Below are 23,418 nucleotides of genomic sequence, written 5' to 3' on the forward strand. Positions count from 1 at the left end.
TCCGGTACCACACCGGCGCAGGCTCGCGCCGAGCGCCGCCGCTCGGCGATCCCCTCCGGGGGAATCTGGATCGCGCTGCCGGGGATCGACCGGGAAAGAAGTGATCGAAGAGCACCCGGAAGTCGCCGACGTCGTTGAGCTGCTCGCTGAAGCTGCCGATGGGGCCGCACATGGCCATCCCCCCCGCTGTACAGCTCCGGATACCGCTCGATGGAGAGCGTCGTCACGAGCCCGCCTTCGGAGACGCCGAACAGGTACGTGCGGTCCGGAACCGCCCTCTCGCGGAACGCCTCGACGAGCCCCTTGTGGCCACGCTGAGCCCGAGCGGAGATGCGGTATGGGAGGAGGCCTTCGGCGACCTCGGATACGAGGAGGCGGCTGCGCGGCGGATCAGCTGAGCGAGATCATCGCGGCCGTCGCCGCGTAGTCGACGCGCTGCGCGCGGTACGGGTAGGTCGGCGGGAAGCGCTCGAGCGCCTCGCGGAGGCGCCGGCTCGACGCGCGGTCGAGCGGATCGAAGCGCAGGCCCACGGCGCGGCCCGGATCGCCCTCGCGCCGGCCGTGCAGGGTGCGCGCGATCGTCGCCGTCGCGTCGACCCAGAGGTCCGTGCCCGGGATCCGGAACGAGACGATCACCGGCTCGCCCGTGAGCGCGCGGGTGCCTGTCAGCACGAGCATGCCGTCGATGGACAGGTCGATCGCCCGGGTCCCGAGCAGCCGGAAGCCTCGCTCGCGCACGGCCTGGCACTCCACGATCGCGGCGCGGCGCGTGACGCGGCGCTCGCTGGCGAGCAACATTTCCATGGTCGTCCTCCTCGGTGCGGTACGCTACGGAGGATCGCTACAGGTGGGCAATAAACTTACATCGGGTTCCCTGCGCTGCGGCAGGGTCGAGGACGAACGTAGGTGGGGGGGTCTCTCGGCGCCTCCTGAGGAGGCCCACGGCCTCCTGAGGACGCCCACGGTCGCTGGAGGGGGCCTCCCCCCGCCGGCGAGGCGGGGGGAGGCGCGGCCGTGGGCTCTCTCGTTTCCGCTAGCGGCCCGCGCGGCGGCGCCGGCGCAGGACGAGGCCGGCGAGGGCGGCGAGCATGGGCAGGAGCGCGGCCGCGCGGAGGTTGCCCGCGGGGCCGGGCCGCGCGGCGCAGAGGCCGTTGCCCTCGGCGAAGATGCCGCTCGGGTCGTTCGCCCCGGGCCCGCAGGTGCCCGGCGAGCTGTCGATCGAGCTGCACACCTCGCCTGACGGGCAGCTGTTCCCGTCGGCGCCGCGGCAGCCCTCCACGCAGGCGTGGTCCTCGCAGATCATCCCGCTCGTCGGCCCGCCGCAGTTGATGTCCTGCCGGCAGGCCTGGGTCTGATCGTCGGCGCCGTCGTTGGGATCGGTCTCGCCCTCGTCGATGGCGCCGTTGTGGTTCGCGTCCTCCACGCCGTCGGCCACGCCGCCGTCGTCGGTGTCTGCGTCGAGCGGGTTCGTGGTCGTCGTGGGATCTGCATCCGCGATGCAGGTCTCCGCGTCCGCGTTGGTCGCCGCGTTGGCGCAGTCGCGCCCGAGCTCGGTGCCGTCGAACAGCCCGTCGCCGTCGCTGTCCGGGTCGAGCGCGTTGATGAGGCCGTCGCCGTCGTGATCGTCGCTGAAGTTCGGCTCCTCGCCGTCGATCACGCCGTCGTCGTCGCTGTCGGCGTCCTCCGGGTCGGTGCCGAGGTGGTCCTCGAGCGCGTCGCTCAGCCCGTCGCCGTCGGTGTCCGCCGGCGTCACGTCGTCTTCGCCGTTGTTCGGATCGGTCTCGCCCTCGTCGATGGCGCCGTCGAGGTTGATGTCCTCCTGGCCGTCGGGCACGCCGCCGTCATCGGTGTCCGCGTCGAGCGGGTTGGTCCTGGTCGCCCCCTCGTCCGCGTCGGCGCGGCAGTGGCCCGCGTCCGCGTTGGTGGCCTCGTTGTCGCAGGGCAGGCCGAGCTCGGTGCCGTCGAACAGCCCGTCGTTGTCGCTGTCCACGTCGAGCGCGTTGATGAGCCCGTCGCCGTCGGTGTCCTCGCCGGAGCTCGGCTCCTGCCCGTCGATCACGCCGTCGTCGTCGCTGTCGGCGTCGTCCGGATCGGTCCCGATCATCTCCTCGACCGCGTCGGGCAGACCGTCGCCGTCGCGATCGTCCCCCACCGCGTCGTCGTCGCCGTCATTGGGATCGGTCTCGCCCTCGTCGATGGCGCCGTTGTGGTTCGCGTCCTCCGCGCCGTCGGTCACGCCGCCGTCGTCCGTGTCCGGATCGAGCGGGTGCGTGGTCGTCTCGGGGTCCGCGTCCGCGATGCAGCTCTCCGCCTCCGGGTTGGTGGCCTCGTTGTCGCAGGGCAGGCCGAGCTCGGTGCCGTCGAACAGCCCGTCGCCGTCGCTGTCGGGGTCGAGCGCGTTGATGAGCCCGTCGCCGTCGTGATCGTCGCTGAAGTTCGGCTCCTGCCCGTCGATCACGCCGTCGTCGTCGCTGTCGGCGTCCTCCGGGTCGGTGCCGATCAGGTCCTCCAGCGGGTCGATCAGCCCGTCGCCGTCGGTGTCGACGACCGGCAGGTCGTCGTCGCCGTCGTTCGGGTCGGTCTCCGCCCCGCCGATCGCGCCGTCGAGGTCGATGTCCTCCTGGCCGTCGGGCACGCCGCCGTCGTCGCTGTCCGCGTCGATCGGCGAGGTCTTTGTCGCCCCCTCGTCCGCGTCGGCGCGGCAGTGGCCCGCGGTGACGTCGGTGGCGGCGTTGTCGCAGGGCAGGCCGAGCTCGGTGCCGTCGAACAGCCCGTCGTCGTCGCTGTCCACGTCACGCACGTTGATGAGCCCGTCGCCGTCGGTGTCGTCGGCGGGGTTCGGCTCCTGCCCGTCGAGCGCGCCGTCGTCGTCGCTGTCGGCGTCGTTCGGATCGCTCCCGATCGTCTCCTCGAGGTCGTCGCTCAGCCCGTCGCCGTCGGTGTCCACCGGCGGCACGTCGTCGTCGCCGTTGTTCGGATCGGTCTCGCCCTCGTCGACGACGCCGTCGAGGTCGAAGTCCTCGTGCCCGTCGGGCACGCTGCCGTCGTCGCTGTCGGCGTCGAGCGGATCGGTCTTTGTCGCCCCCTCGTCCCCGTCGGCGCGGCAGTGGCCCGCGGCGGCGTCGGTGGCCGGGTTGTCGCAGGGCAGGCCGAGCTCGGTGCCGTCGTAGAGCCCGTCGTTGTCGCTGTCGGGGTCGAGCGCGTTGATGAGGCCGTCGTCGTCGGAGTCGTCGCCGAAGCTAGGCTCCGCGCCGTCGGGCACGCCGTCGTCGTCGCTGTCGGCGTCGTTCGGATCGGTGCCGGCGTCGATCTCGATGGGATCGTCGATCCCGTCCTCGTCCGAGTCGCAACCGTTGCCGATCACGCCGTCGCAGTCGTTGTCGATCGCGTCGCCGCAGACCTCCGCCCCCGAGGGCTCGCACACGCAGGCGTTGCCTGCGAGATCGCACGTCGGCGCGAGCGGCCCGCAGTGGGCGTCGGTGAGGCACTCGACGCACGTGAAGGGCGGCGCCGCCGTATCGCAGTACGCCGTCGGCGCGGCGCAGTCCGCGTTCGTCTCGCACTCGTCGACGGACACCTCGGTCGGCGGCACGCCGCCCTCCGGGCCGTTGCCGTCGGTCGGCGTGTCCTCGGCCGGCGCGCCCTGCTGCCCGGCGGCGTTGACGATCGCCTGGTTGGCGATGAGGCCCGAGACGCCGGCGTCGACCCTCACCTGGAAGGTGATCGTCGCCGACGCGCCGGGGGTCCCGCTGGCGGTGAGCGTGCCCCCCGCCGTCCCGTTCGCGCCGGCGCCGAGCCGCACGCGGATCGTGCGCGTCGCGGCGTCGAACTCGCCCTGGTCGTCGCCGGCCGCGTCCGTCTTCGCGCCCGTGTTGGCGCCGGCCGTGACCGAAAGCGATCCCGGCACGTACGTCACGCCCGCGGGCAGCGGATCGGTGAGCACGGTGCCGACCGACGCGTCGTTGCCGCTGTTGACGACCTCGACCGTGTACTGGAGCACGTCGCCCGGGCGCAGCCGCCCGCCGTTCACGTCGGTGACCGTCTTCGTGGAGGACGTGAAGTCCGGCTTGAAGGTCGAGATCGACGTGATGAAGCCGGCGAGGAAGTAGAGGTCCATGGTGCTCGACGCCCGGATGGGCACCGAGGTCAGCCCTGGGGTCACCCTGGAGGTGATATCGAAGACGTCGATATCCATGCCGGCCATGCTCCCGGCGGTCCCGGCGAGCTGCGGCAGGTCCCCGACGGTCGACACCGGCGCGTTGAAGTACGAGCGCGTGCCGTTGAAGAAGTTGTTGGCCGGGTTCAGGTCGTTGCCGAGAGCGGTCCCGTTGAAGAAGAACTGGTCTCCCTCGTGGGCCACGTCCCCCTCGAACGCGACCATCCCGATCTTCGCGTCGTAGCCCGCGTTCGGCACCAGGAACCCGTCCAGGGTGGCCTCCCGGGCCGACCCGCTGGCCACCGTGTCGAAGCCGTCGAAGAGCGCGAGGTTGCGCGGCGGCTCGGAGGCGAGCTCGTAGAACACGACCAGCCACCACCCGGCGAAGTGGTTGTCGAAGTTGTTGTTCGTGAAGCTCGCGCTGTCGACGCCGCTCACCCGGTACGCGCCGGGCCCTCGCGCCTGCACGACGGCGGTGATGTCCGCGACCGACTGGTAATAGACACGGCTCGAGCTGATCGTCTCGACGCTGTCGATGGCGGTCACCTCCTCGGAGAAGCCGCTCGCGCCGGGCCGCTCCAGGGTGACGGCCGTATCCGGGTCCCCGGTCATCCCGAGGTGCGCGCCCCAGTACAGGTACGCGTGGGTGACCGTCGCGCCGGCCGGCAGCTGGAGCACCGCGGTGGTGCGCGCCTGGGCGGCGGTGATGCTGGTGCTCGCCTCCGCGTTCCCCTCCGCGGGCGAGTCGGCGCGCCAGTAGGTGTCGGGCGCGCTGTCGCCCGTGTTGTTCCCGCAGGGGCCGACATCACCCACCGCGGGCGCGTCGATGTCGTCCCTGCCGCACTCGTTGCCCAGCGTGTTCCCGATCAGGGCGAAGTCGCCCCGCTGGTCGACCTGCACGCGCAGCTCGGGCGCGGCGTGCGCGGTGCCGCCCTGCCCGCCTACCCAGGCGAGCCCGACTAGACCACCTATCGCGTAACGTCTCTTCACGGCGCCTCCTGCTGCTGCTTCGGCTTCTTTTCGAGGATCTTGAACTGCACGCGGCGGTTCTGCTGGCGTCCCTCGTCGGTGTCGTTGTCCGCGATCGGGACGTCAGGCCCGTAGCCCTTCGACGCGAGCCGATCGGCCTCGACGCCGCGCTGGACCAGCGCCTTCATGACCGACTCCGCCCTCGCCTGGCTGAGCTTGATATTGTACGCGCGTCCGCCGCGCGGATCAGTGTGTCCTTGCACCTCGATCTTGGTGATCTCCGGGTGCTCCTTCAGCACACCCGCGACCTCCTCGAGGAGCTCGTCGCTCGCCTTCTTGATGGTCGCCTTGCCGGTGTCGAACTGCACCTGCTGGAGGATGACGATCTCCTGCTCGGTCACGCGCACCGCGACGGGGCAGCCGTTCTTCGCCGGATCCGAGTTGGGCTTGCCCTTCTCGTCGGGGCAGGCGTCCTGATCGTCGCGCACCGTGTCGCCGTCGCGATCGCCGGGGCAGCCGTTCGTCGCCGGATCCGAGGTGCGGAGACCGGGGATCTCGGGGCAGGCGTCCTCCGCGTCGATCACACCGTCGCCGTCCTTGTCCGGGGGCGGCGGGCAGCCGTGCTTCTTCGGATCCTCGTTGCTCGGGCCGGCCTCCTCCGGGCACGCGTCGACGTCGTCGGTGATGCCGTCCTTGTCGCGGTCCCCTGGCGGCGGGCAGCCGTGCTTCTTCGGGTCGTCGTTCGCGATGCCGGCCGTGTCCGGGCACGCGTCGACGCGGTCGAGGAAGCCGTCCTCGTCGCGATCCGAGGGCGGGCAGCCGTTCTTCTTGGGATCGTCGTCGCGGACGCCGGGCACGTCCGGGCAGGCGTCCTGCTCGTTGGCGATGCCGTCCTTGTCGCGGTCGGGGTCCTCGCGCCGGACCTCGGGCGAGTACGCGAGCATCGCGATGGCGCGGAAGTCCGGGGTGCCGATGCCCGACGTGAAGCCGGGGCCGGCGGCGACGCCGAGCTCGAAGTCGCGGAGCGTCGGCGCGAAGCGGTAGCGCACGCCGAGCAGGGCCTCGACGTTCGTGTTGCGCGCCTCCGGCTCCTCCAGCACGGTCGACACGGTCACCTCGGGCCCGATCTGGAGCTGCTCCTCGGGCAGCAGCAGCAGGCCGACGCCCGCGCCGCCGTTGAACATCAGGCCTTGCCGCACCTGCGCGAACGTCTGCGCGGGGCGCAGGTCGACGCCGGCCGCGGCCGACCAGACGAAGCCCGGGATCCGGCCGCCGGCGATGAGCTGGGGCATGCCGCGCACCGAGTCCTCGCCCACGAACGAGCCTTCGCCGCCGCCGGTCGGGAACCAGACGAAGCCGCCCACGGCGAGCTGGAACGGGTCGAAGTACTCGCCGACCAGGCGCAGGCGCAGCCCGACCCGGAGGTCGCCGAACTGGGCGCCGCTCGGCGAGGCGAACGAGAGGCCCTCCGCTGCCGGGCTATCGCCCTCCTGCAGCACGGCGAGCGGGGCGTCGACGTTGATGTGCAGCCGGTCCCAGAGCGAGAGCGACGCGTTGAAGTGCAGGAACAGCTGGTGGCCCACGATGGCGCCGAGGTGGTCGTCGGTGCCCACGCGCGTGAGCACGAGCGGGTTGTGGGCGTAGTCGCCGAGCAGCGCGAGGTGGAGCGTCGGGCTGCCGTCCTGGTGCGGCGAGGCCGCGTAGGGCGACGGCACGCTGAACATCCGGTCGCCGGCGGGCGCGGGGTTGAAGCGGTTGAGCGCTAGGCCGCGCGCCGGTCCCGCCTCCTGAGCGGACGCTGGCGCGGCCCACGCCGCCGCCGCTAGCACGGCGGCGCCGCAGAACCATCGAGGGGGGAAATGGGCTCTCATGCGCAGGATCACCTTTGAGTGCATTGGGCGAGCGGCCGTCGGCTGCACCGGCGCGCAGGCACGTTGGGGAAAGCACCGCGTCCTCGATGTGGGGGGAGCGGCGTGGAATCCCGGGCCGTCTTATATTCTCCGCCGGACGCCATCGGTGGACTTTTCGATGGGCGGCCGGCGGAATTCGGATCGGCCTCAACAGGGCGGCTCCTCCTGCGACCCGGGCTTCGCAGCGCCGCCCTTGCAAGCGTTGTGCACGCCTCATCCGCGCGCGGCGCCGGCTCGTTCCGGCGACTTTGCGCCCTAAAGCGGCTCCGCGGCGGGGCGATAGAGGTCTACGGACATCAGCGCTGCGGCCCGGGTGCATCGGGTGCCGGCGCCAGCGCGCTTCCCTCGCGGCCGCCGCCGCGCCGGCGCTACGCCGTTTCCGCGGAGCGACACCCATTTCGCCAGCCGGCGGACCGCCCTACGGCGCCTCCCGACGAGCGACCCCTCGGGAAGCTCTGCTCCGTTCACGCCGTGCACCGGCGCTTCGCGCTGTTCCACGTGGGGAGCGGCGCGCCGCTCCTTCTGTTCGCGGGCATCATCGGCGCGGTCATCGCGGGTGGGCAAGGCTTTTTGCTCTCGCTGCCGCTCGGTCTGGCGGGCTCTGCCGTGCTGGCGGCCTCTGCGCTGCGCCACCGGGGCCTGCGGATCGCGCTTCATCCAGCGCGCCATCTCGCGCTTCATCCAGCGCGCCATCCCCTGGCTGGATATCCTTGCATCGTCTCGCTGCCGGCGGCAGCTCCCGGCGATTCCTCACGACGGAGGTCCTGGCGATGAACCTTTTCCCGGACGAGATGCGGCGTGATCCCTACCCCATGTACGAGCAGATGCGGAGCAGCTCTCCCGTGCTCCACGTCGCCCCGCTCGATCTCTGGATGATCTTCGATTACGAGGGCGTGAAGCGCGCGCTGACCGACCACGACGCGTTCAGCTCCGCCGTGACGCCCCCGACCGGCAAGGCCCCGGAATGGATCGTCTTCTCCGACCCGCCGCGCCACACGACGCTTCGCGGGATCGTCCTGCGGGCCTTCACGCCGCGATCCATCGCGGGCCTCGAGCCGCGCATCCGGCAGCTGTCGCGCGAGCTCCTGGATCAGCGGATCGAGCACGGGACGATGGACCTCGCGGCGGACTACGCGGGCCCGCTGCCCACGATGGTGATCGCCGAGATGATCGGCATTCCCACCGGGGACCGGGCGCGGTTCATGCGCTGGAGCGAGGCGATCGTGAACCTCAGCCACACCCTCTCGGGGGGCGAGGAGGCGGCCAGGGCCGTGAGCGAGCACGCCGCGGTCAAGGAGGAGATGAAGGCCTATCTCGCGGACCTGCTAAAGGCGCGCCGGAGGGCGCCGGAGGATGATCTCTTGACCCGCCTCGTCGAGGCCGAGGTGGACGGCGAGCGGCTGAACGAGGACGAGCTCGTGAACTTCTTCCAGTTCCTCCTCGCGGCGGGCACCGAGACGACCACGAACCTGATCGACAACGCGATCCTGTGTCTCATCGAGAGCCCGGCGGAGCTCTCCCGCCTCCGGGCGGCGCCCGATCTCGTGCCCTCGGCGATCGAGGAGGTCCTGCGGTACCGCTCGCCGCTTCAGATGGTGTTCCGCGAGACGAGGCGCGCCGTCGAGGTGCACGGCCACGCGATCCCGGCCGGGAAGCTCGTCCTGCCGGTGATCGGCTCTGCGAACCGAGATCCCCAGCACTTTCGCGATTCTGGCCGCTTTGACATCGCGCGCGATCCCAACCCGCACGTCGGGTTCGGGCACGGCATCCACTTTTGCATCGGGGCGTCGCTCGCGCGCCTGGAGGCCAGGATCGCGCTGCCGGATCTCCTCTCGCGGCTGAGGGGCCTTTCGCTGGCGAGCAAGGAGCCGTGGGAGCCGCGCAAGGCGCTCATCGTGCACGGCCCGGTGCGCCTGCCGGTCTGCTTCGAGCCGGGCAGGCGCGCCGCCGCGGTGGCCTGACGCCGCGGGGCGAAGCCCGCCCGGCGAGACGACATCCTCCGTTCAACGACTCGATGCCTCCGCACAGGAGGTCATGCCCGCGCTGCCACGTGCGGCGCGATCACTTCTGCGCCTCGATCGACCCGTGGCGTTCGCAGCGCACCCGCCGGAGGAGGGCGTCGCGCTCCGCGGCGTGCTCTCCGCGACCACGGCGCTCGCGGTGCTCGTGCAGGAGACGGCACGCCGAGAGCTGTCCCTCGGTGGTCCCGAGCTCGAGCATCGCTCGCGCGCGCTCGAGCCTCGGATCGATCCGAGCACGCTCCGCGCCTGTGCGTCCCCGGGACGACATCTCGACCGCGGCCGAGACCGCGCGTATCGTCGTGGTGCTGCCCTGATGGGGGGATACGGCGGAGGCCGTCATGGCCTCTCGGCGGATCACGCCTTCAGGTAGGCTCGGCCCGGTGCCGTGCTGGTCAGCAGGCGCCGCCGGGATCTCTAGCGCGGGCGGCGTGCGCCTCGAGGCCGGGTGCAGGGCCGCTGCGGCGAAACCAGCCGCAGGGCTGGGCAAGGCGGCGCCCGCCCCGAGCACGAGCCCTGCTGCCGCCGTCCCGTGCAGCCGGAACCGGCGGAGTCCGCGCAAGGCGTCGTGAAGCCAGGCACCGGAGAAGAACGGCAGGAAGCACGGCGCCTCGGCCTCCCCGCGCCGGCGCCGCGCTGCCTGCCAGCGCGCTCTCTCCTGCTCGACCTTGTCCCATGCGGCGGCGAGCCGTGATTTGACGGTGTTCTCGGGGAGCGCATGCGCCCCCGCGATCTCGGCAAACGTCCGTCCGAGGAGCTCGTGCTCGATGAAGACCGTGCGCCGTGCGTCGTCGAGCTTGTCGATGAAGCGCCAGAGGACGGAAGCCCGCTGGCGGGCGATCAGGGAGGCTTCCGGGCCCGGCCGCTCGTCCAAAGGATCCTCGCCCTGAAGCGGCGTCACCACCTCGTCCCGACGGCGTGCGCGCCGCCGGCTGGTGCGAGCCTCGTTCCTGACGATCTGGTCCGCATAGGCCGCGGCGTCCCTCGCCAGGCCGACGCGCGCGCGGTTCTCCAGGATGCGAAGCCACGCCTGCTGGACGACGTCGTCGACGTCCTGAGCCGGCACGCCCATGGCGCGCGCGAGCCGGCGGAAACGATCAGAGCCAGGCGGGCCAGGGGCTGCGCCGTCCAGGTCCAGGCTCGTCCAGGTGCTCACGTCCATGCACGTCCAGATGATCCAGGCGCGAAAAGAGGTGACCCAATCGACCGGCGCGACGAGGAACGGTGCGCGAAGGTGCGTCCGCAGGGGGATAACGACAGGGCGACGCCTCGGTGGAATACGTTACGAGGGGAACGTCGGATTTGTCATGCAAACGCGCAGCAAACGGTGTGCGAGCGCGGTTGCTGGGCTCGCGGATTCGGCAGTACAGTCGGCCGCATGACGCTCCTGCGCTCGGTCGTGGGCGGGATCTGCCTTCTCGGCGCGCTGGGCAGCGGCATCGGCCTCGCGCGCGCGGCGCCGGCGCCCGGGGGATCGAAGGCGGCGGTCATGAATCCGCGCCAGAAGGCTCGGAGTGCCTTCGGCGCGCGGCGGTGGGCGGAGGCGGAGGCCAGCTTCGAAGCCGCCCTGGCGGCGCCCGATGCCGCCGAGATGAGCGCGGTGCAGCGGGCCGAGGTGCTCGGCTATCTGGGGCTCTCCGAGCTGGAGCAGGGCAAGCACCGGGAGGCGGCCGAGCACCTGGGGCAGAGCCTCGAGCAGGACGCCGCCTTGAATCAGGCGCTCCTCCGCCGGTTCACGCGCGGGTTCAACAAGGCGATCGAGCACGTTGGAAGGATCTACGTGGCGGCCTCCCCGTCCGACGCCGAGATCCTCCTGGACGGGGAGCCGATAGGCACTGGCGCCACGGCCCACGAGCTGTTTGTCGCGCCGGGGACGTACACGCTCCGGGCCCGGCTGTCGGGGCATGGGGAGGTCTCGCAGCGGGTCGAGGTCGCTGCGGGGAAGACGGTCGGCGCGGCGCTGCAGCTCGCGCGCGTGGCCGACGCGCCCGCGCGGGTACCGGATCCGGCCGCGACGCGGAGCGACGCCGTCAAGCCGGCGGCGGCCTCGGCCGCGCCCCCGGCGGCGCCGGGGCCGTGGGCGTCCTGGCCGGGAATGCTGCGGATCGCGGGGGTCGCCGTCACGACGGCCGCCGTGTCGACGGGGGCCGTCTTCATGCTCCAGGCGAGCGTCCTCGACGGGGACATCGGCGAGCGCATCGACGGCCTCCATCGCGAGCGGGGGTGGACCTCGGGCGCGTGCCGCGCAACGCCGCAGCCCCGGGCGTGCCCTGAGCTCCAGCGTATGCGCGAGCAGCGCGATCGGGCCGGCGTCCTCGGGACCGCCCTGGTCACGACGGGGGCCATTGTCGGCGCGGTGACCGCCGCGTCCTTCTTCATGGACCTCTCGTTCCTGCGATCGACGCCGTCGCGGAGCGGGCTGCGCCTCGTCCCGGCGACGACGGCGCAGCAGGTCGGCGTGGTGGTGCTGGGGGTGTGGTGATGGTCTGGAGGGCGGGTATGGAGGGCCTGGAGGCGAGCGTGGGGTGGGCGAGGGCTGCGCGGAGGGCTTCGGTGTCTCTTGTGATCGCCGCGCTGTGTGCGTGCGGCGCCACCGCCGCCTCGGGGTGCAGCATGTACGGGGGGGACTACTGCTGGGAAGAGCAGACGTGCGACGAGCCGTCTCTCCCGGCGCCGCCGCCCCAGCCCTCGCCGTGCGACGGCGATCCAGAGGGGGCGCCGGCGCTGGACCGTTGCGGGGTGTTCGTGCGCGCGCAGGGCGACGACCGCGACCCGGGCACCCGGCAGCGGCCCGTGCGGACGCTGCAGCGCGCGATCGCGCTCGCCGCGGGCGGACGGCGCGGCGGGGAGGCGCCGACCCGGCGCGTGTACGCGTGCGGCGAGACGTTCGAGGAGGCGGTCGTGCTGCCCTCGGGCGTGGACCTCTGGGGAGGGCGCCGCTGCGCCGGCGGAGGTTGGTCGTTCGGGGAGGCCGACCAGCGGACCACCATCGCCCCGGGGCCGGCGGCGGTCCCGGTCCGGGTGCTCCGCGGGGAAGGGGCGACGTCGACGGTGGTCGGGGTCCGGGTCGTGGCCGCCGAGGGGTCGGCGAGCGACGGGAAGTCGTCGATCGGGATGATCTTGAGCCAGGGGGCGAAGGTCCGGGTGGTGTCGAGCGAGGTCTATGCGGCCGACGGGAAGGACGGGGAGCCGGGGGAGGACGCCCTGCCCCTCCGGGCGAAGGATGGGCAGTACGGGGAGGACGGGGTGAACGCGTGCACGGTGGACGTCGCGACGGGCGCGCCCCCCGTGGTCACCGAGTGCGACGGCGGCATCGAGTCCATCGGCGGACAGGGCGGCGATGGGCACGTCGAGGAAGGTGGAGACGGCGAGCCGGGCGCGCCTTCCTCGGCGGAGGATCCCGTGGCGTCCGGCGAGGGGGGGCTCGGCGCGGGCAGCGGGCGATGCTCGGCCGGAGCGCGGGGCGCGAACGGTGAGCCCGGCCGGCACGGCCCCGGTGCGAGTGGCCTCGGCAGCCTTGATGTGACCGGGTGGGTGGGTGTTCGAGGCGCCGATGGCGCCCTCGGGGGCATCGGCCGGGGCGGCGGCGGCGGCGGCGGGAGTCGATCGAGGGTCGACATGATCCAGTGCCGTGCCGGACAACCTCAGGGCGGCGCTGCCGGCGGTTCCGGAGGCAGCGGCGGCTGTGGTGGAGAGGTGGGCTATGGAGGGGGCTACGGGGGCTCGAGCCTCGGGATCGTGGCGCTGGGGGGCGCCGAGATCACCGTCGAGGCCACTGACGTGGTGACCGGCCGAGGCGGCAACGGCGGGGTGGGCGGGACAGGCCAGCTGGGTGGCAGGGGTGCGCGGGGCGGCCGTGGTGGAAGTTATCAAGACTATACGGCCTGGCATGGATGCGACGGGGGTACAGGAGGCAGGGGCGGCGACGGCGGTGACGGGGGAGGCGGCCTGGGTGGGCACTCGATCGGCGTCGCCACCGTGGGCATCACCAAGGTGACCTTTAAGGAAAATGGGGGATTCATTAGTGGCGGTGCTGGCGCCGGCGGCCTCGGCGGGGGGGGTCGCAAGGGCGCGAGCAAGGGTGGGTGGGGCGAATCGGCTCTGTGGCTTGTGTTCCCAGCGGTGGCCGAGGCCGAGGAGCCACTGTGATGAAGGTCCCCGCGCGCGGGGCGTAACATCGAGAGACACCATGAGGATGGCTGATATCCAACGACTGCTTTTGCTGGGGCCGCTCGCGGCGGCGGGGTGCGGGATCGACCTCGGTCCCTATGAGGATGAGCAGCCTTCTGCGCCGTGCGGCGGCGCGGCGTCGTGCGCACCTGCTCCTCCGCCGGAGTCGGTCTGTAGCGCGTACCTCACCGCCGAGCGGGCAGAGGACGGCTGCGGCGTGTTCGTCGACGGGTTCGTGGGCGACGATGAGAACCCCGGTACGCGGGATAAGCCGGTGCAGAGCCTGCCGCGCGCCATCGCGCTCGCGAGCACGGGGCGCGGGCGCGTGTTCCTCTGTAGCAGACATTCAGACGCGATCACACTGCCCTCCGGCGTCGACCTCGTGGGGAGCTTCGACTGCACCAACGATTGGAAGCGAAGGAAATCGAGCGACGATCCAATCATCTCGTCATTCCCCGCGGGTGTCGCGTTGACGATCGAGCCCGCGAGCCCCGGCGACACGGGGGCCGCGGACGGCGTCTCGACGCTCGTCAACTTGCGGATCGGGAGCGAGAAGGACATCGCGCTCTTCGTCCGGTCCGGCAGCGCCGTGGAGATTGTTCGCAGCGAGCTCTTCGGGAATCCCTTCTACAGGAGGGAGGAGGATGCGAGGCCACTTCCCGATCCGCCCGAAGGCGCGCGTGGGAACGGCGGTGTGCAGGGCTGCTCCGTGGCCTCCGCGGCCGGCGGGGTTCCGGCGATGACCTCCTGTGACGACCGCGCCGTGACGATCGGCGGCAAGGGGGGCGACGGAGGGGCGACGACCGAAGCCGGCGACGGCGGTGACGGTGTGCCCGCGCCGGGCCCCGATGCCAGTCCCGATGACCGTCGCCGGGGCGCCGGGGGTACCGGAGACCACGGCGACGGCCGCTGCCAGGACGGGCAGCCGGGGAAGGACGGTGCGCAGGGCGCCGATGGGGCACCGGCCCAGGGCATCGGGCGTTTCAACGAGGACAGCTGGATGGGAGGCCGGGCCGGGGACGGGGCCAGGGGGGCGCCGGGCCAGGGGGGCGGCGGGGGCGGCGGTCTTCGCGGGAGCGCCGCCTTCTGCGGCGTGGCTTCCCGGTCGGGACCGTCCGGAGGCTCGGGCGGCGGCGGCGGCTGCGGCGGCCAGGGCGGGACGGGAGGCCGCAACGGTGCCCGGAGCATCGCGATCCTCGCGCTCCACGCCAAGGTCACGGTGCGTGACAGCCGGATCATGACGGGTCCGGCCATGCCTGGGGCCGACGGAGGGGAGCCTCAGGACGGCAGCCGTGGGGGGCTCGGGGGCGTCGGCGCCTATTCGCCCGATGAGATTGGCCGCGCGTGCGACGGCGGCGACGGCGGCCGCGGGGGCCGGGGTGGCTATGGCGGCGGCGGGCGCGGCGGGGACTCCATCGGCATCGCCTACCTCGACGAGGACCAGCTCGTGCTGGAGAACGTCACGTTCGAGCTGGGCGAGCCCGGCGTGGGCGGCATCGGCAACCCCGCGGATCCCGCGACCTGGGGCGAGGACGGCATCGCGATCGAGACCTTCCTCTCTCCCGAGTGAGCCGCGTGCGTGCCGGCCGGGCACGGGTTGCGAAAAATGGCATCGATACCTTCGGGCTCACGTGTTGCCGCTTGGATCCCCGCTCTAAGGGAAACGAGCTCCGGCCAACGACCTGGGCTTCTGCCGCGCAGCGCACCCGTGCGTCGGTCAGCAAGCCTTTATTGGGCAGTTCAAACTCTCCCGATCCTCTTGACCGCCGTGAAGAAGCCAAGAAGCCGCTCCAGATCCCCGGGGTCACTCGTGTACACGATGTCTCCCCTGCCGGCCGCAGAAGCCATCACCAGAGCATCGATAGTGAGCTTGGTTCCTTTGCGTTCAGTGTCTTCGCCCAGGAATGCGAGAGCCTCGCCGGCCGCTTGTGCTTGTCTGTCGGTCAGAGGATCTACACATACAGAGGCGCGTATTGCGCGAATTCCGCTTCAGGCTGGCGACACGATGATCATCCAGGGACAGTACCCCCCTTGCCCCTCATGCAAGGGCGCAATGAGGAACACGGCATCGTCGTCGGGTGCGGAGATCCACTACTTCTGGGAGAACCAGCGCTGGACGGCTGGAGGAAAGTAACATGCGCAGATTCGAAGCGAGAACGCTGGCATCGGGGGAGCATCCAGATATTAACACGTTTGTGGTGATACTGGCTGAGCACGCCGACGGCAGCGGGGCGCGCCTGGAGATTCAGAAGCCCTTGTCATCAGACGAGCAGGACCGGCGGCTCGGACTGGATACGTACTGCCTGTGTACGGAGGAAGGGGCGACGCACTACGGCGGCGTCATGTCTTGGACTCTGACGCAAAGTTCGCTAAAAATCCTACTCGACGCGAAGGCTGCTGAGGCCCTTGGCGTCGAAGGCGGGTTCGTGGTCGATTTCGCGCCCGAGAGTCGCATGGTAGCGCGTGTCGGCTTGCGGGGAGGTGTCGACCATCGACCAACAGCGCGAGCGTAGCAGACATCATGCCCGCACGCGGTGCTCGACGCGCAAACGCTCGTGACGCGCCGGCGGAAGCGTTGCGCAACGGCGCAATCCGTTGCGGTTCATGGCAGCGCGTTGCGCTCCCCTCCTCGCCGTCTCGAGGCGCAGCGCCGGGACATCCGGAGCACCTCGCGGCGGCACGTCTGTTGCCGCTCCGCCGCCCCGCAACGAAACCACGGCGTGCCGCCGCGGCGGCAGGCCAGATCCCATGAGACATCGCAGGAGGTTTTCCCCGTGAGTGAATCATTTTCGACCATGGTCCTCCCCCCGGAGCTCGTCGCGGACGACGTGATCGGGCTCCGAGATCAGGTGAGCGCGCGGATCGCGGCGGTGCTTCGGCCGAAGGGCGGCAAGCGCAAGGAGGGCGACGCGTCGCTGCCCAAGGGGGTCGAGCCCCTCGCGGCGCTGCCGCCGCACATCGACAGGCCGTGGCGGCGCTTCGACGCGGCCGCGACAGAGCTCCAGGGGTTCCGCGGCCTGCGGGCGAGCGCGCGGGCCGACCAGCGCCATTCGGTGGCGAGCGAGGCCGAGCGGAGCGCGGCGAACACCCACAGCGATGACCGATGGCGCGCGTTCGAGCAGTGGAACGCGGGGGCCGCCGGGCTCTCCGATGACGGGGAGACGCCGTCGCCGTCCGAGGCGCGCTGGCTCTACGCGCAGCTCTTCCCGGCGCCCGAGGGGCTTCGCTTCATCACGCGCCGGCCCCGGGTCCAGTGGGCCGCGATGGTGCAGCGGATGAAGACGCTGGAGGAGAAGCGCGCACAGGCGGTGATCCAGGGGTTCGGCGGGACGCGGCATCACCGGCAGCTCGTCGTCGCCCACGCGCGCTTCGGCGAGGCCTATGGCTTCACGACCGTGGTCGTCGCAAAGGAGGGCGGGCCGACCGATGGCCGGCCGCAGTGGACCGCCGCCCGGGATGCGCTGCGGAGCCTGATCCAGAAGATCGAGGGCCACGCCGATCCGGAGATCCCGGGGAGCGAGGCGCTGGCCGCGTTCCTGCTGGCGCCCTACGTCGAGATGGTCGACGACCTTGCGAGGTCCCGTCGAAGAGCCCCCGCCAGAAAGCCCGAAGTCGTCCCGGCGCCCCCGCTCGGGGCGGGCGGCATGCCGTGAACCCATCCGCGTGAGGCGCCGCGTCCCCGCGGGAGATGGGTGGCACCCGTCTCCCGGTGGACGTGCCTTCGCCAAAAGACGGGTCGCACCCATCTCCGCGATAGCCCTGCCTCCAACAAAGGATGGGTGGCACCCGTCTCCCGGTGGACGTGCCTCCAAGAAAAGATGGGTGGCACCCGTCTCCCGGTGGACGTGCCTCCAAGAAAAGATGGGTGGCACCCGTCTCCCGGTGGACGCGCCTCCAAGAAAAGACGGGTCGCGCCCATCGCCGCGATCCCCCGGCGAGGTTCTGGATGCGGCCTCAGGGCTCCTTCTTCTTCTTCTTCCACTTCTTCTTCGGGCGCGGCGGAGGCTTCACCTTCTTCGGGTCCTTGGGCGCCCACGGCACGCGCGTGTCGACCGGCAGGATGTCCTCGTGCGGCAGGGCGCGCTCGCCCTCGCGCTTCACCGCGAACGACGCCGACACCACGTTGACCTTGTGCGCCCCGATATCGGACAGATCGCCCTTCACGCGGAGCCCGATAGGGATGCAGAAGAGCCTCTTTCTCTCCTCCTCATCCATGTCGGCCGCCTGCGGCGCCCCGTCGTCCGCGCCGCGCCGACCGCCGAGCATGTTCGGGTTCTCCATCGCCTGAGCGATCTGCTCGAACACCTCCTCGGCGCACACGAGCTCCGGCTTGGGCTTCTTCCGGCTGCCGGACGGATACTGCACCTTGGACTGGACCTTGACCGTCACGGTCACCGGCTGCCGGTCAGACCCCATCTGCAGCGCGCCCGCCGCGAGCGCGCCCTTGGCCGCGTCCACGATGCGATCCCACGTGGGGCCGTCGCCGGCCGACGCGCTCACCAGCCGCACGCCGAGGACCTGGCCGTCGGCGCCGAGCTTGACCTCGAAGGTCGCGCGCGCGTCGAGGGGCGCGGTCGAGGAGCGCACCGTGTCCGCCAGGGTGCTCGCCACCACCCCCGCCGCCGGGACGCTGATCCCCACGCTCTTGTCCTTGCCGTGCACCGTCTCGTTCAGCACCTTGCCCGCGATCGCCGGATCCACGGGCCGAGCGCGCGGCGCGGCCGTCGGGGCGGCGCGCGGCGCGTCGGGGCCGGGGAGCAGGCCGGGCACGGTCCAGAGGGACGTCCCGATCCCGGGCGCGAGCGCGACGTCCCCGCCCGCCGCGGGGGGCGGCCCGCTGTACTCGCCGCCGGGCGGCGCCGTCGCCGGGGCTCCCGGCGCCTCGGCCACGGGCCCGGGCGCCTCGGCCGCAGGCCCGGCGGCCTCGGCGGCGGGCGCCGCGACCTCCGGCGCCGCGGCCTCCGGCGCATCCTTCGGCTCGGCGGCGGGCGCTTCAGGCGCGGCCGGCGCCGGCCTCGCGCGCTCGGTCGAGGCGACCTTGGCGGCCGCGGCGCCCGGCGCGGGCGCCTGCGTCTTCTCGGCCGGAGCGGCCTTGCCGACCTCACCGGCGTTCTCCGGATCGCTCGCGACCGCCTCGCCTCCGGCCGGCGCCGCCGCGGCGCCCCGGGGGGCCGGCGGTTCGAGCTCGAACTCGATGCCGTCCACGAGCGGCGGCGGCCCGGCCGGGGCCTCGGGGGGCCGCTCGGGCGTCGGCGCGGCGAGGATCGCGAGGTGCGCCGCGACCGCGATGGCCAGGGCCACGGCCTCGCGTCCCCGCAGCGCGATGCTCACCGCCTCCTCGAGCCAAGGCGACTACGCATCGAGCAAGGCTAGCATGTCCCCCGGCGCGCGGACCGGCTTCCCCGGGAGGCCCCCGCCCGCCGCCGCGAAAAGCACGATTGCGGCGCGGCGGCCACGCGCGGTGTCAGAGCACCGGTGTGCCCGGCGCGGCGCCGTCGACCGTGAGGGTGCGGATTCGCCCCGCGACCTCGGCGGTCAGCAGCATGCCCTCGGACACGAGCCCTTTGCCGAAGTCGCGCGGCGGCAGGTTGCAGAGGACGACGACCCGCTGGCCGACCAGCTCCTCCGGGGCGTAGCTCGCCGCGATGCCCGAGATGATGCGCCGGGGCGCGCCGTCACCGGTGTCCACGCGCAGGTCGAGCAGCCGGTCCTTCTTCTTCACGCGCTCGGCGCTCGTGACCACGCCGATCCGGAGGTCCAGCCGGGCGAAATCGTCGAACGCCACGGGGCTTTTGCCCTGGCGCGCCGGCTGGGCGGCCGCCTCGGCGCCGCCGCTCGCCTCGGGCGTGGCCTCCGCCTCCGGGGCGGCCTTCGCCTCCGGGGCGGCCTTCGCCTCCGGGGTGCCCTTCGCCTCGGGGATCGCCTTGGTCGCCTCGGCGTCCGGCTGCGGCGGGGCGAACCGGGCGAGCAGCTCGGCCTCCTTCTCCTTCTCGAGGCGCGGGAAGATGGGCGCGCCCTTGCGGAGCTTCTCGCCCGGCCTGCGGGCAGGGGCGTTGAACGGCCACTGATCGCTGCCCACCTCGGGCGCGATCGGCGGCAGCCCGAGCTGCTCGCGCATCCTGCTCGCCACCACCGGCATCACGGGGGAGATCATCACGCTGATCGCCCCGAGCTGCTCGATCAGGGTCCCGACGATCGTCCCGAGGCGCTTCGGGTCGGTCTTCTTGGCCACCCATGGGGCGGCCTTGTCGACGTAGAGGTTCGCCGCCGCGACCACCGTCCAGATCGCGTCGAGCGCGCGCGTCGGCTGGTGCGCGTCGAACGCCCCCGCCGCGGCCGCCGAGGCCTGCTGCTGCGCGCTCCTGAGCTCCTCTTCGAGCGGGCCCGGCGCCCCCTTCTCGGGGACCTCGTCGGCGAACGGGAGCACCCGGTTCAGCAGGTTGCCGAGCGCATTGCCGAGCTCCGAGGCGTACCGCGACAGCAGGTCCTGGATGCTGAAATCCCCGTCCTGACCGAACGAGATCGCGCGCATGAGGCAATAGCGCACCACGTCCACCCCGACGGGCGGCGCGCCGGCCGCGGCGCCCGGGCCGCCGGGCAGGGCCGCGGCCGCCGCCTCCGAGAGGGCCTCCGCCACCTCGACGGGGCTGATGGTGTTGCGGAGCGTCTTCGACATCTTCTGTCCGCTGTAGGTGAGGAACCCGTGGGCGAAGACCTGGCGCGGCAGCTCCGCCTCGCCGTAGCCGGCCGAGAGCAGGAATGCGGGCCAGTAGACCGCGTGGAAGCGGAGGATGTCCTTGCCGACGAGGTGCACGTCCGCGGGCCAGAAGCGCGTGTTGTCCTCGGGCTCCATGAGGGCGGTCAGGTAGTTCGCCAGCGCGTCGAACCAGACGTACATGACGTGCTTCGGGTCGCCCGGGACGGGGATGCCCCACTGGAACGTGGTGCGGGAGACCGACAGATCCTGGAGCCCCTCGCGCACGAAGCTCGTCACCTCGTTCAGGCGGGTCGTCGGCTGCACGAAGGTCGGGTTGCGCTTGTAGTAGTCGAGCAGCGCGTCTCCGTACCTGGACAGGCGGAAGAAATAGCTCTCTTCCTTGACGCTCTCGACGGGCCTGTGGTGCAGCGGGCAGACGTTGCCGGGCTGCTTCAGGTCCTTCTCGGTATAGTAGGCCTCGCACCCGACGCAGTAGAGCCCCTCGTAGTGGCCGAGGTAGATGTCCCCGCGCGCCTGGATGCGGCGCCACAGCTCCTGCACGGCCTGCTTGTGGCGCGGCTCGCTCGTGCGGATGAAGTCATCCGGAGCGCAGCCGAGCTTCGGCCACGTGGCCCGGAAGACGGCGGCGATCTCGTCGGCGTGGGGGCCCGGCGCGATGCCGCGCGCCTCGGCGGCGCGCTGGATCTTGAGGCCGTGCTCGTCCGTGCCGGTGAGCATGCGGCTCTCGTGGCCGCGCATCCGGTGATAGCGGCACAGCACGTCCGCGGCGATCGTCGTGTAGGCGGTGCCGAGGTGCGGGACGTCGTTGATGTAATAGATGGGCGTCGTGACGTAGAAGCGGCTCGCCATGGGGGCGCTCTCTTACCATGCGGCGCCGTCACCGCCGTCATCGAACCGGCGTCGGGTCTGCCGGGGTGCTGCTCGCCAGGCCCGCGGTCGCGCTCGGCGTCGCGAACACGCCGTGCACCTCGCCCGCCGGCGCCCATTGCCCCGCGTTCATCAGCGCGCCCCCCGTGATCTCGGGCTGCGGCCCGGGGCGCGCCTGCACCTCGTCCGCGTGGACGCACACGTTGACGTGCACGCGCGCGTCCGCGTCCGGGCGCTGGACGAGCATCTCGTGGAGCGCCGCCGCGGCATCCAGCGCCGCGCGCCGCTCCCGCCGCTCCTCGATCGCGGAGCTCGGGAGGAGGCGCACCCCGAGCACCTCGTTGCCGGTGATCGACGCCAGGATGAAGCCCGCGCGCGCGAGCTGCGCCTCGCTGAGGTCGAGCACCTGCCCGATATCGGCGACCAGGGCGTCGTCGAGCTCGTCGGCGCCGCCGCGCGTCCGCACCTCCAGGTAGACCGCCACCCCCGGCAGCCTCGGCTCGGGACGGCTCGACACCGACGACGACGGTCCGCCGATGGCCTCGCCGAGCGCGCGCATCAGCTCCTCGACCGAGCTGTAGCGCCGCTCCCGCTGCTTCTCCATGCACCGCAGCACCACCGCGTCGAGCTCGGGAGGCAGCGGGACCCGCACGCTCGGGGGCAGCGGCATCTCCTCCAGATGCTTCCGCACCATCTCGTCCGTGTCATGTGTGTGGAATGGTAACCGGCCTACCAGCATGCGATGGAGAAGTACCCCGAGAGCATAGATGTCCACCCGCGCATCGATGGGTCCGCCAAGGATCTGCTCCGGGGCCATGATCGATGGTGTCCCGGGCATACGTCCGGCGGTGGTGAGCCAGGTCGAGCTCTCCTCGGGGGCCAGCATCTTCGCGATGCCGAAATCGAGCAGCTTCACGGTGCGCGGCTGGCCCGAGCAAATGAAGATGTTGCTCGCCTTGACATCCCGGTGGATGATCCCCGCTGCGTGCGCCGCCCCCAGCGCCGCGCACACAGGTTCCATCAGCTCGAGCACATCGCGGAGCGCGAGCCGCGTCTCGGCTCTGATGAAGGCGTCGAGCGTCTGGCCCTCGAGGCGCTCCATCGCATAGAAGGGCCGGTGATCGTCGAGCTTGTCGACCTCGTAGATCTCGATGATGCTCGGGTGGGAGATCCTGCGCAGGACCTCGATCTCGCGCGCGAACCGCTCGAGCACGCGGGGGGAGTGGGCCACCGCCTCGTTCAGCACCTTGACAGCGGCCCGCCTCCCCGAGCGGCTGTGCCGCGCCGAATAGACCGCGCCGCAGCCGCCTCGAGCGATGAACTCCTCGAGGATGTACTCGCCGGCCAGGGTGCCCGGCGGGAGCTCGCCGCGCGCGGCGAGCCTTTCAGAGTACAAGAAGGTCCTGGTTTCGGCCTCGTCGTCGTCGGTCATGTCGCCTCTTCGCATGGTGTGTTGACGTCGCACCACCTGCGCGTGCGTTGAGTGAGCTGCGTGAGCTGCGTGAGTTCAATGGTGCAATAGTTTTCTGATCGGGTAATAGTTTTTATGAAGTTATGCGAAGGCATACACAGGAGCGTTTCCAAATGGTAACTTAAACTTTCCCATAGCTCGACCTCGTTTCAAAAACCCGCGATGAAAGGTGGAGACCGTCATGGAACTTTGCTGTACGCGTCTCGCTGCATGCCTCGTCATACCTCTGGTTACCACCGCCTGCATCGGAGCCGAGCTCGACGCTGAATCGGAAGCGCTCCTTGGTGAAGCCGAGAGCGCGCTCGAGAGCGACAACGGCTTCCTCTCGAACGCGCTGAGCGTCAACGCGCTGAGCGTCAACTCGCTGGCCCTCAACGCGCTGAGCGTCAACGCGCTGAGCGTCAACGCGCTGAGCGTCAACGCGCTGTCGGCCATCAGGAATCCGGGAGCGAACGGCGCCCTGTCGAGAGACCTCCTTCGCTACGTCGTGAGCTGTGCGCTGCGCCCCGACCAGACGTTCTCGTTCTCATGGACCGACAGCGCCGGGGTCGCCCACCCGGAAGTGTACCGTGGCGACCTCGGCTACGCGCACTGGTGGACGACCACCCCCCTCGGCACCGCCACGACCAACAACACCTATGTTCAGAGCCAGCTCACGGCCTGCCTCGCCGCGCGGATGAACTGGTACGGTATCTCGGTGAGCATCTCCCTGCGCAACAACGAGATGACGTCGACTCCGGCGGAGCGCGCGGCCTATCCGGTGAGGGAGGGCGCGTTCTGGGGCAACCTGTTCTCCACGACGGAGGCACCCTTTCTGCGGGCCTGCTACTCATCAGCCCCAGGAAGCATCGCACGCGCGCGCCAGGTGCAACGCGACTGTGCGGTCGGCCACGTCAGCGTCGACCCGGTGACCGGGGCGACAACCGTTCAGCAGTGTGGTCCCATGGTGATCGTGGGCTCCTGCGAGACGGTGTGCAACGGGGTGGACTACGTGAACGGCTTCTACAGGGGGTGTCTCGTGAATCCTTCGGCCTCGCCTTGGCTACGCTGGGACCAGGTGATGACCACGTTCTTGAAGCCCGCTCCCTCCCCCTAGGGCTCGAATGCGCTCGGAAGCCCTGCGAGGCAAGGAGGCGGAA

At 71.5% G+C, this 23,418-nt stretch carries 17 protein-coding genes; 9 read left to right on the top strand and 8 right to left on the bottom strand.

What is annotated here, in order from left to right:
- The first annotated feature begins 170 nt into the window (after nucleotides 1–170).
- Entirely contained in the window at nucleotides 171–398 is a 228-nt protein-coding gene (locus tag WMF36_RS00585) for a hypothetical protein (protein WP_437577599.1), read from the top strand.
- Here the strand turns inward: WMF36_RS00585 and WMF36_RS00590 are convergent.
- The 4 genes from WMF36_RS00590 to WMF36_RS00605 all read right to left on the bottom strand — a co-directional run bounded on the left by WMF36_RS00590 (nucleotide 391) and on the right by WMF36_RS00605 (nucleotide 7,716).
- Complete coding sequence (locus tag WMF36_RS00590; RefSeq protein WP_437577600.1) at nucleotides 391–804, bottom strand: PilZ domain-containing protein; 414 nt, start codon at nucleotides 802–804, stop codon at nucleotides 391–393. The two genes, WMF36_RS00585 and WMF36_RS00590, sit on opposite strands and share 8 nt — an antisense overlap.
- A 229-nt stretch (nucleotides 805–1,033) precedes the next feature.
- Nucleotides 1,034–5,146: a DUF3344 domain-containing protein gene (locus WMF36_RS00595; RefSeq protein WP_437577601.1), complete on the bottom strand. Its 4,113-nt coding sequence runs from the start codon at nucleotides 5,144–5,146 to the stop codon at nucleotides 1,034–1,036.
- Complete coding sequence (locus WMF36_RS00600; RefSeq protein ID WP_437577602.1) at nucleotides 5,143–6,996, bottom strand: OmpA family protein; 1,854 nt, start codon at nucleotides 6,994–6,996, stop codon at nucleotides 5,143–5,145. The genes WMF36_RS00595 and WMF36_RS00600 overlap by 4 nt, the downstream gene beginning before the upstream one ends.
- Nucleotides 6,997–7,290: 294 nt before the next feature.
- Nucleotides 7,291–7,716 carry a hypothetical protein gene (locus WMF36_RS00605; protein WP_437577603.1) on the bottom strand — a complete coding sequence of 142 codons (426 nt, stop codon included), beginning with the start codon at nucleotides 7,714–7,716 and terminating at the stop codon, nucleotides 7,291–7,293.
- Nucleotides 7,717–7,805: 89 nt separating this feature from the next.
- Here WMF36_RS00605 and WMF36_RS00610 point away from each other — a divergent pair, with 89 nt between their 5' ends.
- The gene (locus WMF36_RS00610; RefSeq protein WP_437577604.1) at nucleotides 7,806–8,996 is read left to right on the top strand and encodes a cytochrome P450; all 1,191 of its coding nucleotides are present in this window, start codon (nucleotides 7,806–7,808) and stop codon (nucleotides 8,994–8,996) included.
- 100 nt (nucleotides 8,997–9,096) lie between these two features.
- On the opposite strand, the gene WMF36_RS00615 is transcribed toward WMF36_RS00610, so the two are convergent.
- Entirely contained in the window at nucleotides 9,097–10,215 is a 1,119-nt protein-coding gene (locus WMF36_RS00615) for an RNA polymerase sigma factor (protein ID WP_437577605.1), read from the bottom strand.
- Between the two features lie 216 nt (nucleotides 10,216–10,431).
- Here WMF36_RS00615 and WMF36_RS00620 point away from each other — a divergent pair, with 216 nt between their 5' ends.
- The 6 genes from WMF36_RS00620 (at nucleotide 10,432) to WMF36_RS00645 (ending at nucleotide 16,876) form a co-directional block, all read left to right on the top strand.
- The gene (locus WMF36_RS00620) at nucleotides 10,432–11,535 is read left to right on the top strand and encodes a PEGA domain-containing protein (protein ID WP_437577606.1); all 1,104 of its coding nucleotides are present in this window, start codon (nucleotides 10,432–10,434) and stop codon (nucleotides 11,533–11,535) included.
- A 71-nt stretch (nucleotides 11,536–11,606) separates the two neighbouring features.
- Entirely contained in the window at nucleotides 11,607–13,202 is a 1,596-nt protein-coding gene (locus WMF36_RS00625) for a DUF1565 domain-containing protein (protein WP_437577607.1), read from the top strand.
- Between the two features lie 40 nt (nucleotides 13,203–13,242).
- Complete coding sequence (locus WMF36_RS00630; protein WP_437577608.1) at nucleotides 13,243–14,793, top strand: hypothetical protein; 1,551 nt, start codon at nucleotides 13,243–13,245, stop codon at nucleotides 14,791–14,793.
- A 249-nt stretch (nucleotides 14,794–15,042) separates the two neighbouring features.
- On the top strand, nucleotides 15,043–15,357 hold the full coding sequence (locus tag WMF36_RS00635; RefSeq protein ID WP_437582058.1) for a hypothetical protein: 315 nt from the start codon (nucleotides 15,043–15,045) through the stop codon (nucleotides 15,355–15,357).
- A gap of 1 nt (nucleotide 15,358) precedes the next feature.
- Nucleotides 15,359–15,736: an Imm10 family immunity protein gene (locus tag WMF36_RS00640; protein WP_437577609.1), complete on the top strand. Its 378-nt coding sequence runs from the start codon at nucleotides 15,359–15,361 to the stop codon at nucleotides 15,734–15,736.
- Between the two features lie 261 nt (nucleotides 15,737–15,997).
- Nucleotides 15,998–16,876, top strand: a complete 879-nt coding sequence (locus tag WMF36_RS00645; protein WP_437577610.1) for a hypothetical protein — start codon at nucleotides 15,998–16,000, stop codon at nucleotides 16,874–16,876.
- Between the two features lie 301 nt (nucleotides 16,877–17,177).
- Here WMF36_RS00645 and WMF36_RS00650 read toward each other — a convergent pair whose 3' ends face one another.
- The 3 genes from WMF36_RS00650 to WMF36_RS00660 form a co-directional block, all read right to left on the bottom strand.
- Entirely contained in the window at nucleotides 17,178–18,554 is a 1,377-nt protein-coding gene (locus WMF36_RS00650) for a hypothetical protein (protein ID WP_437577611.1), read from the bottom strand.
- A 133-nt stretch (nucleotides 18,555–18,687) separates the two neighbouring features.
- Nucleotides 18,688–20,790: a methionine--tRNA ligase gene (gene metG, locus WMF36_RS00655; RefSeq protein ID WP_437577612.1), complete on the bottom strand. Its 2,103-nt coding sequence runs from the start codon at nucleotides 20,788–20,790 to the stop codon at nucleotides 18,688–18,690.
- 37 nt (nucleotides 20,791–20,827) lie between these two features.
- The gene (locus WMF36_RS00660) at nucleotides 20,828–22,240 is read right to left on the bottom strand and encodes a serine/threonine protein kinase (RefSeq protein ID WP_437577613.1); all 1,413 of its coding nucleotides are present in this window, start codon (nucleotides 22,238–22,240) and stop codon (nucleotides 20,828–20,830) included.
- Nucleotides 22,241–22,448: 208 nt separating this feature from the next.
- Here WMF36_RS00660 and WMF36_RS00665 point away from each other — a divergent pair, with 208 nt between their 5' ends.
- Nucleotides 22,449–23,375 carry a hypothetical protein gene (locus WMF36_RS00665; protein WP_437577614.1) on the top strand — a complete coding sequence of 309 codons (927 nt, stop codon included), beginning with the start codon at nucleotides 22,449–22,451 and terminating at the stop codon, nucleotides 23,373–23,375.
- The last annotated feature ends 43 nt before the right edge of the window (nucleotides 23,376–23,418 follow it).

Source organism: Sorangium sp. So ce887 (genome assembly GCF_051521455.1).
Lineage (GTDB): Bacteria > Myxococcota_A > Polyangia > Polyangiales > Polyangiaceae > Sorangium.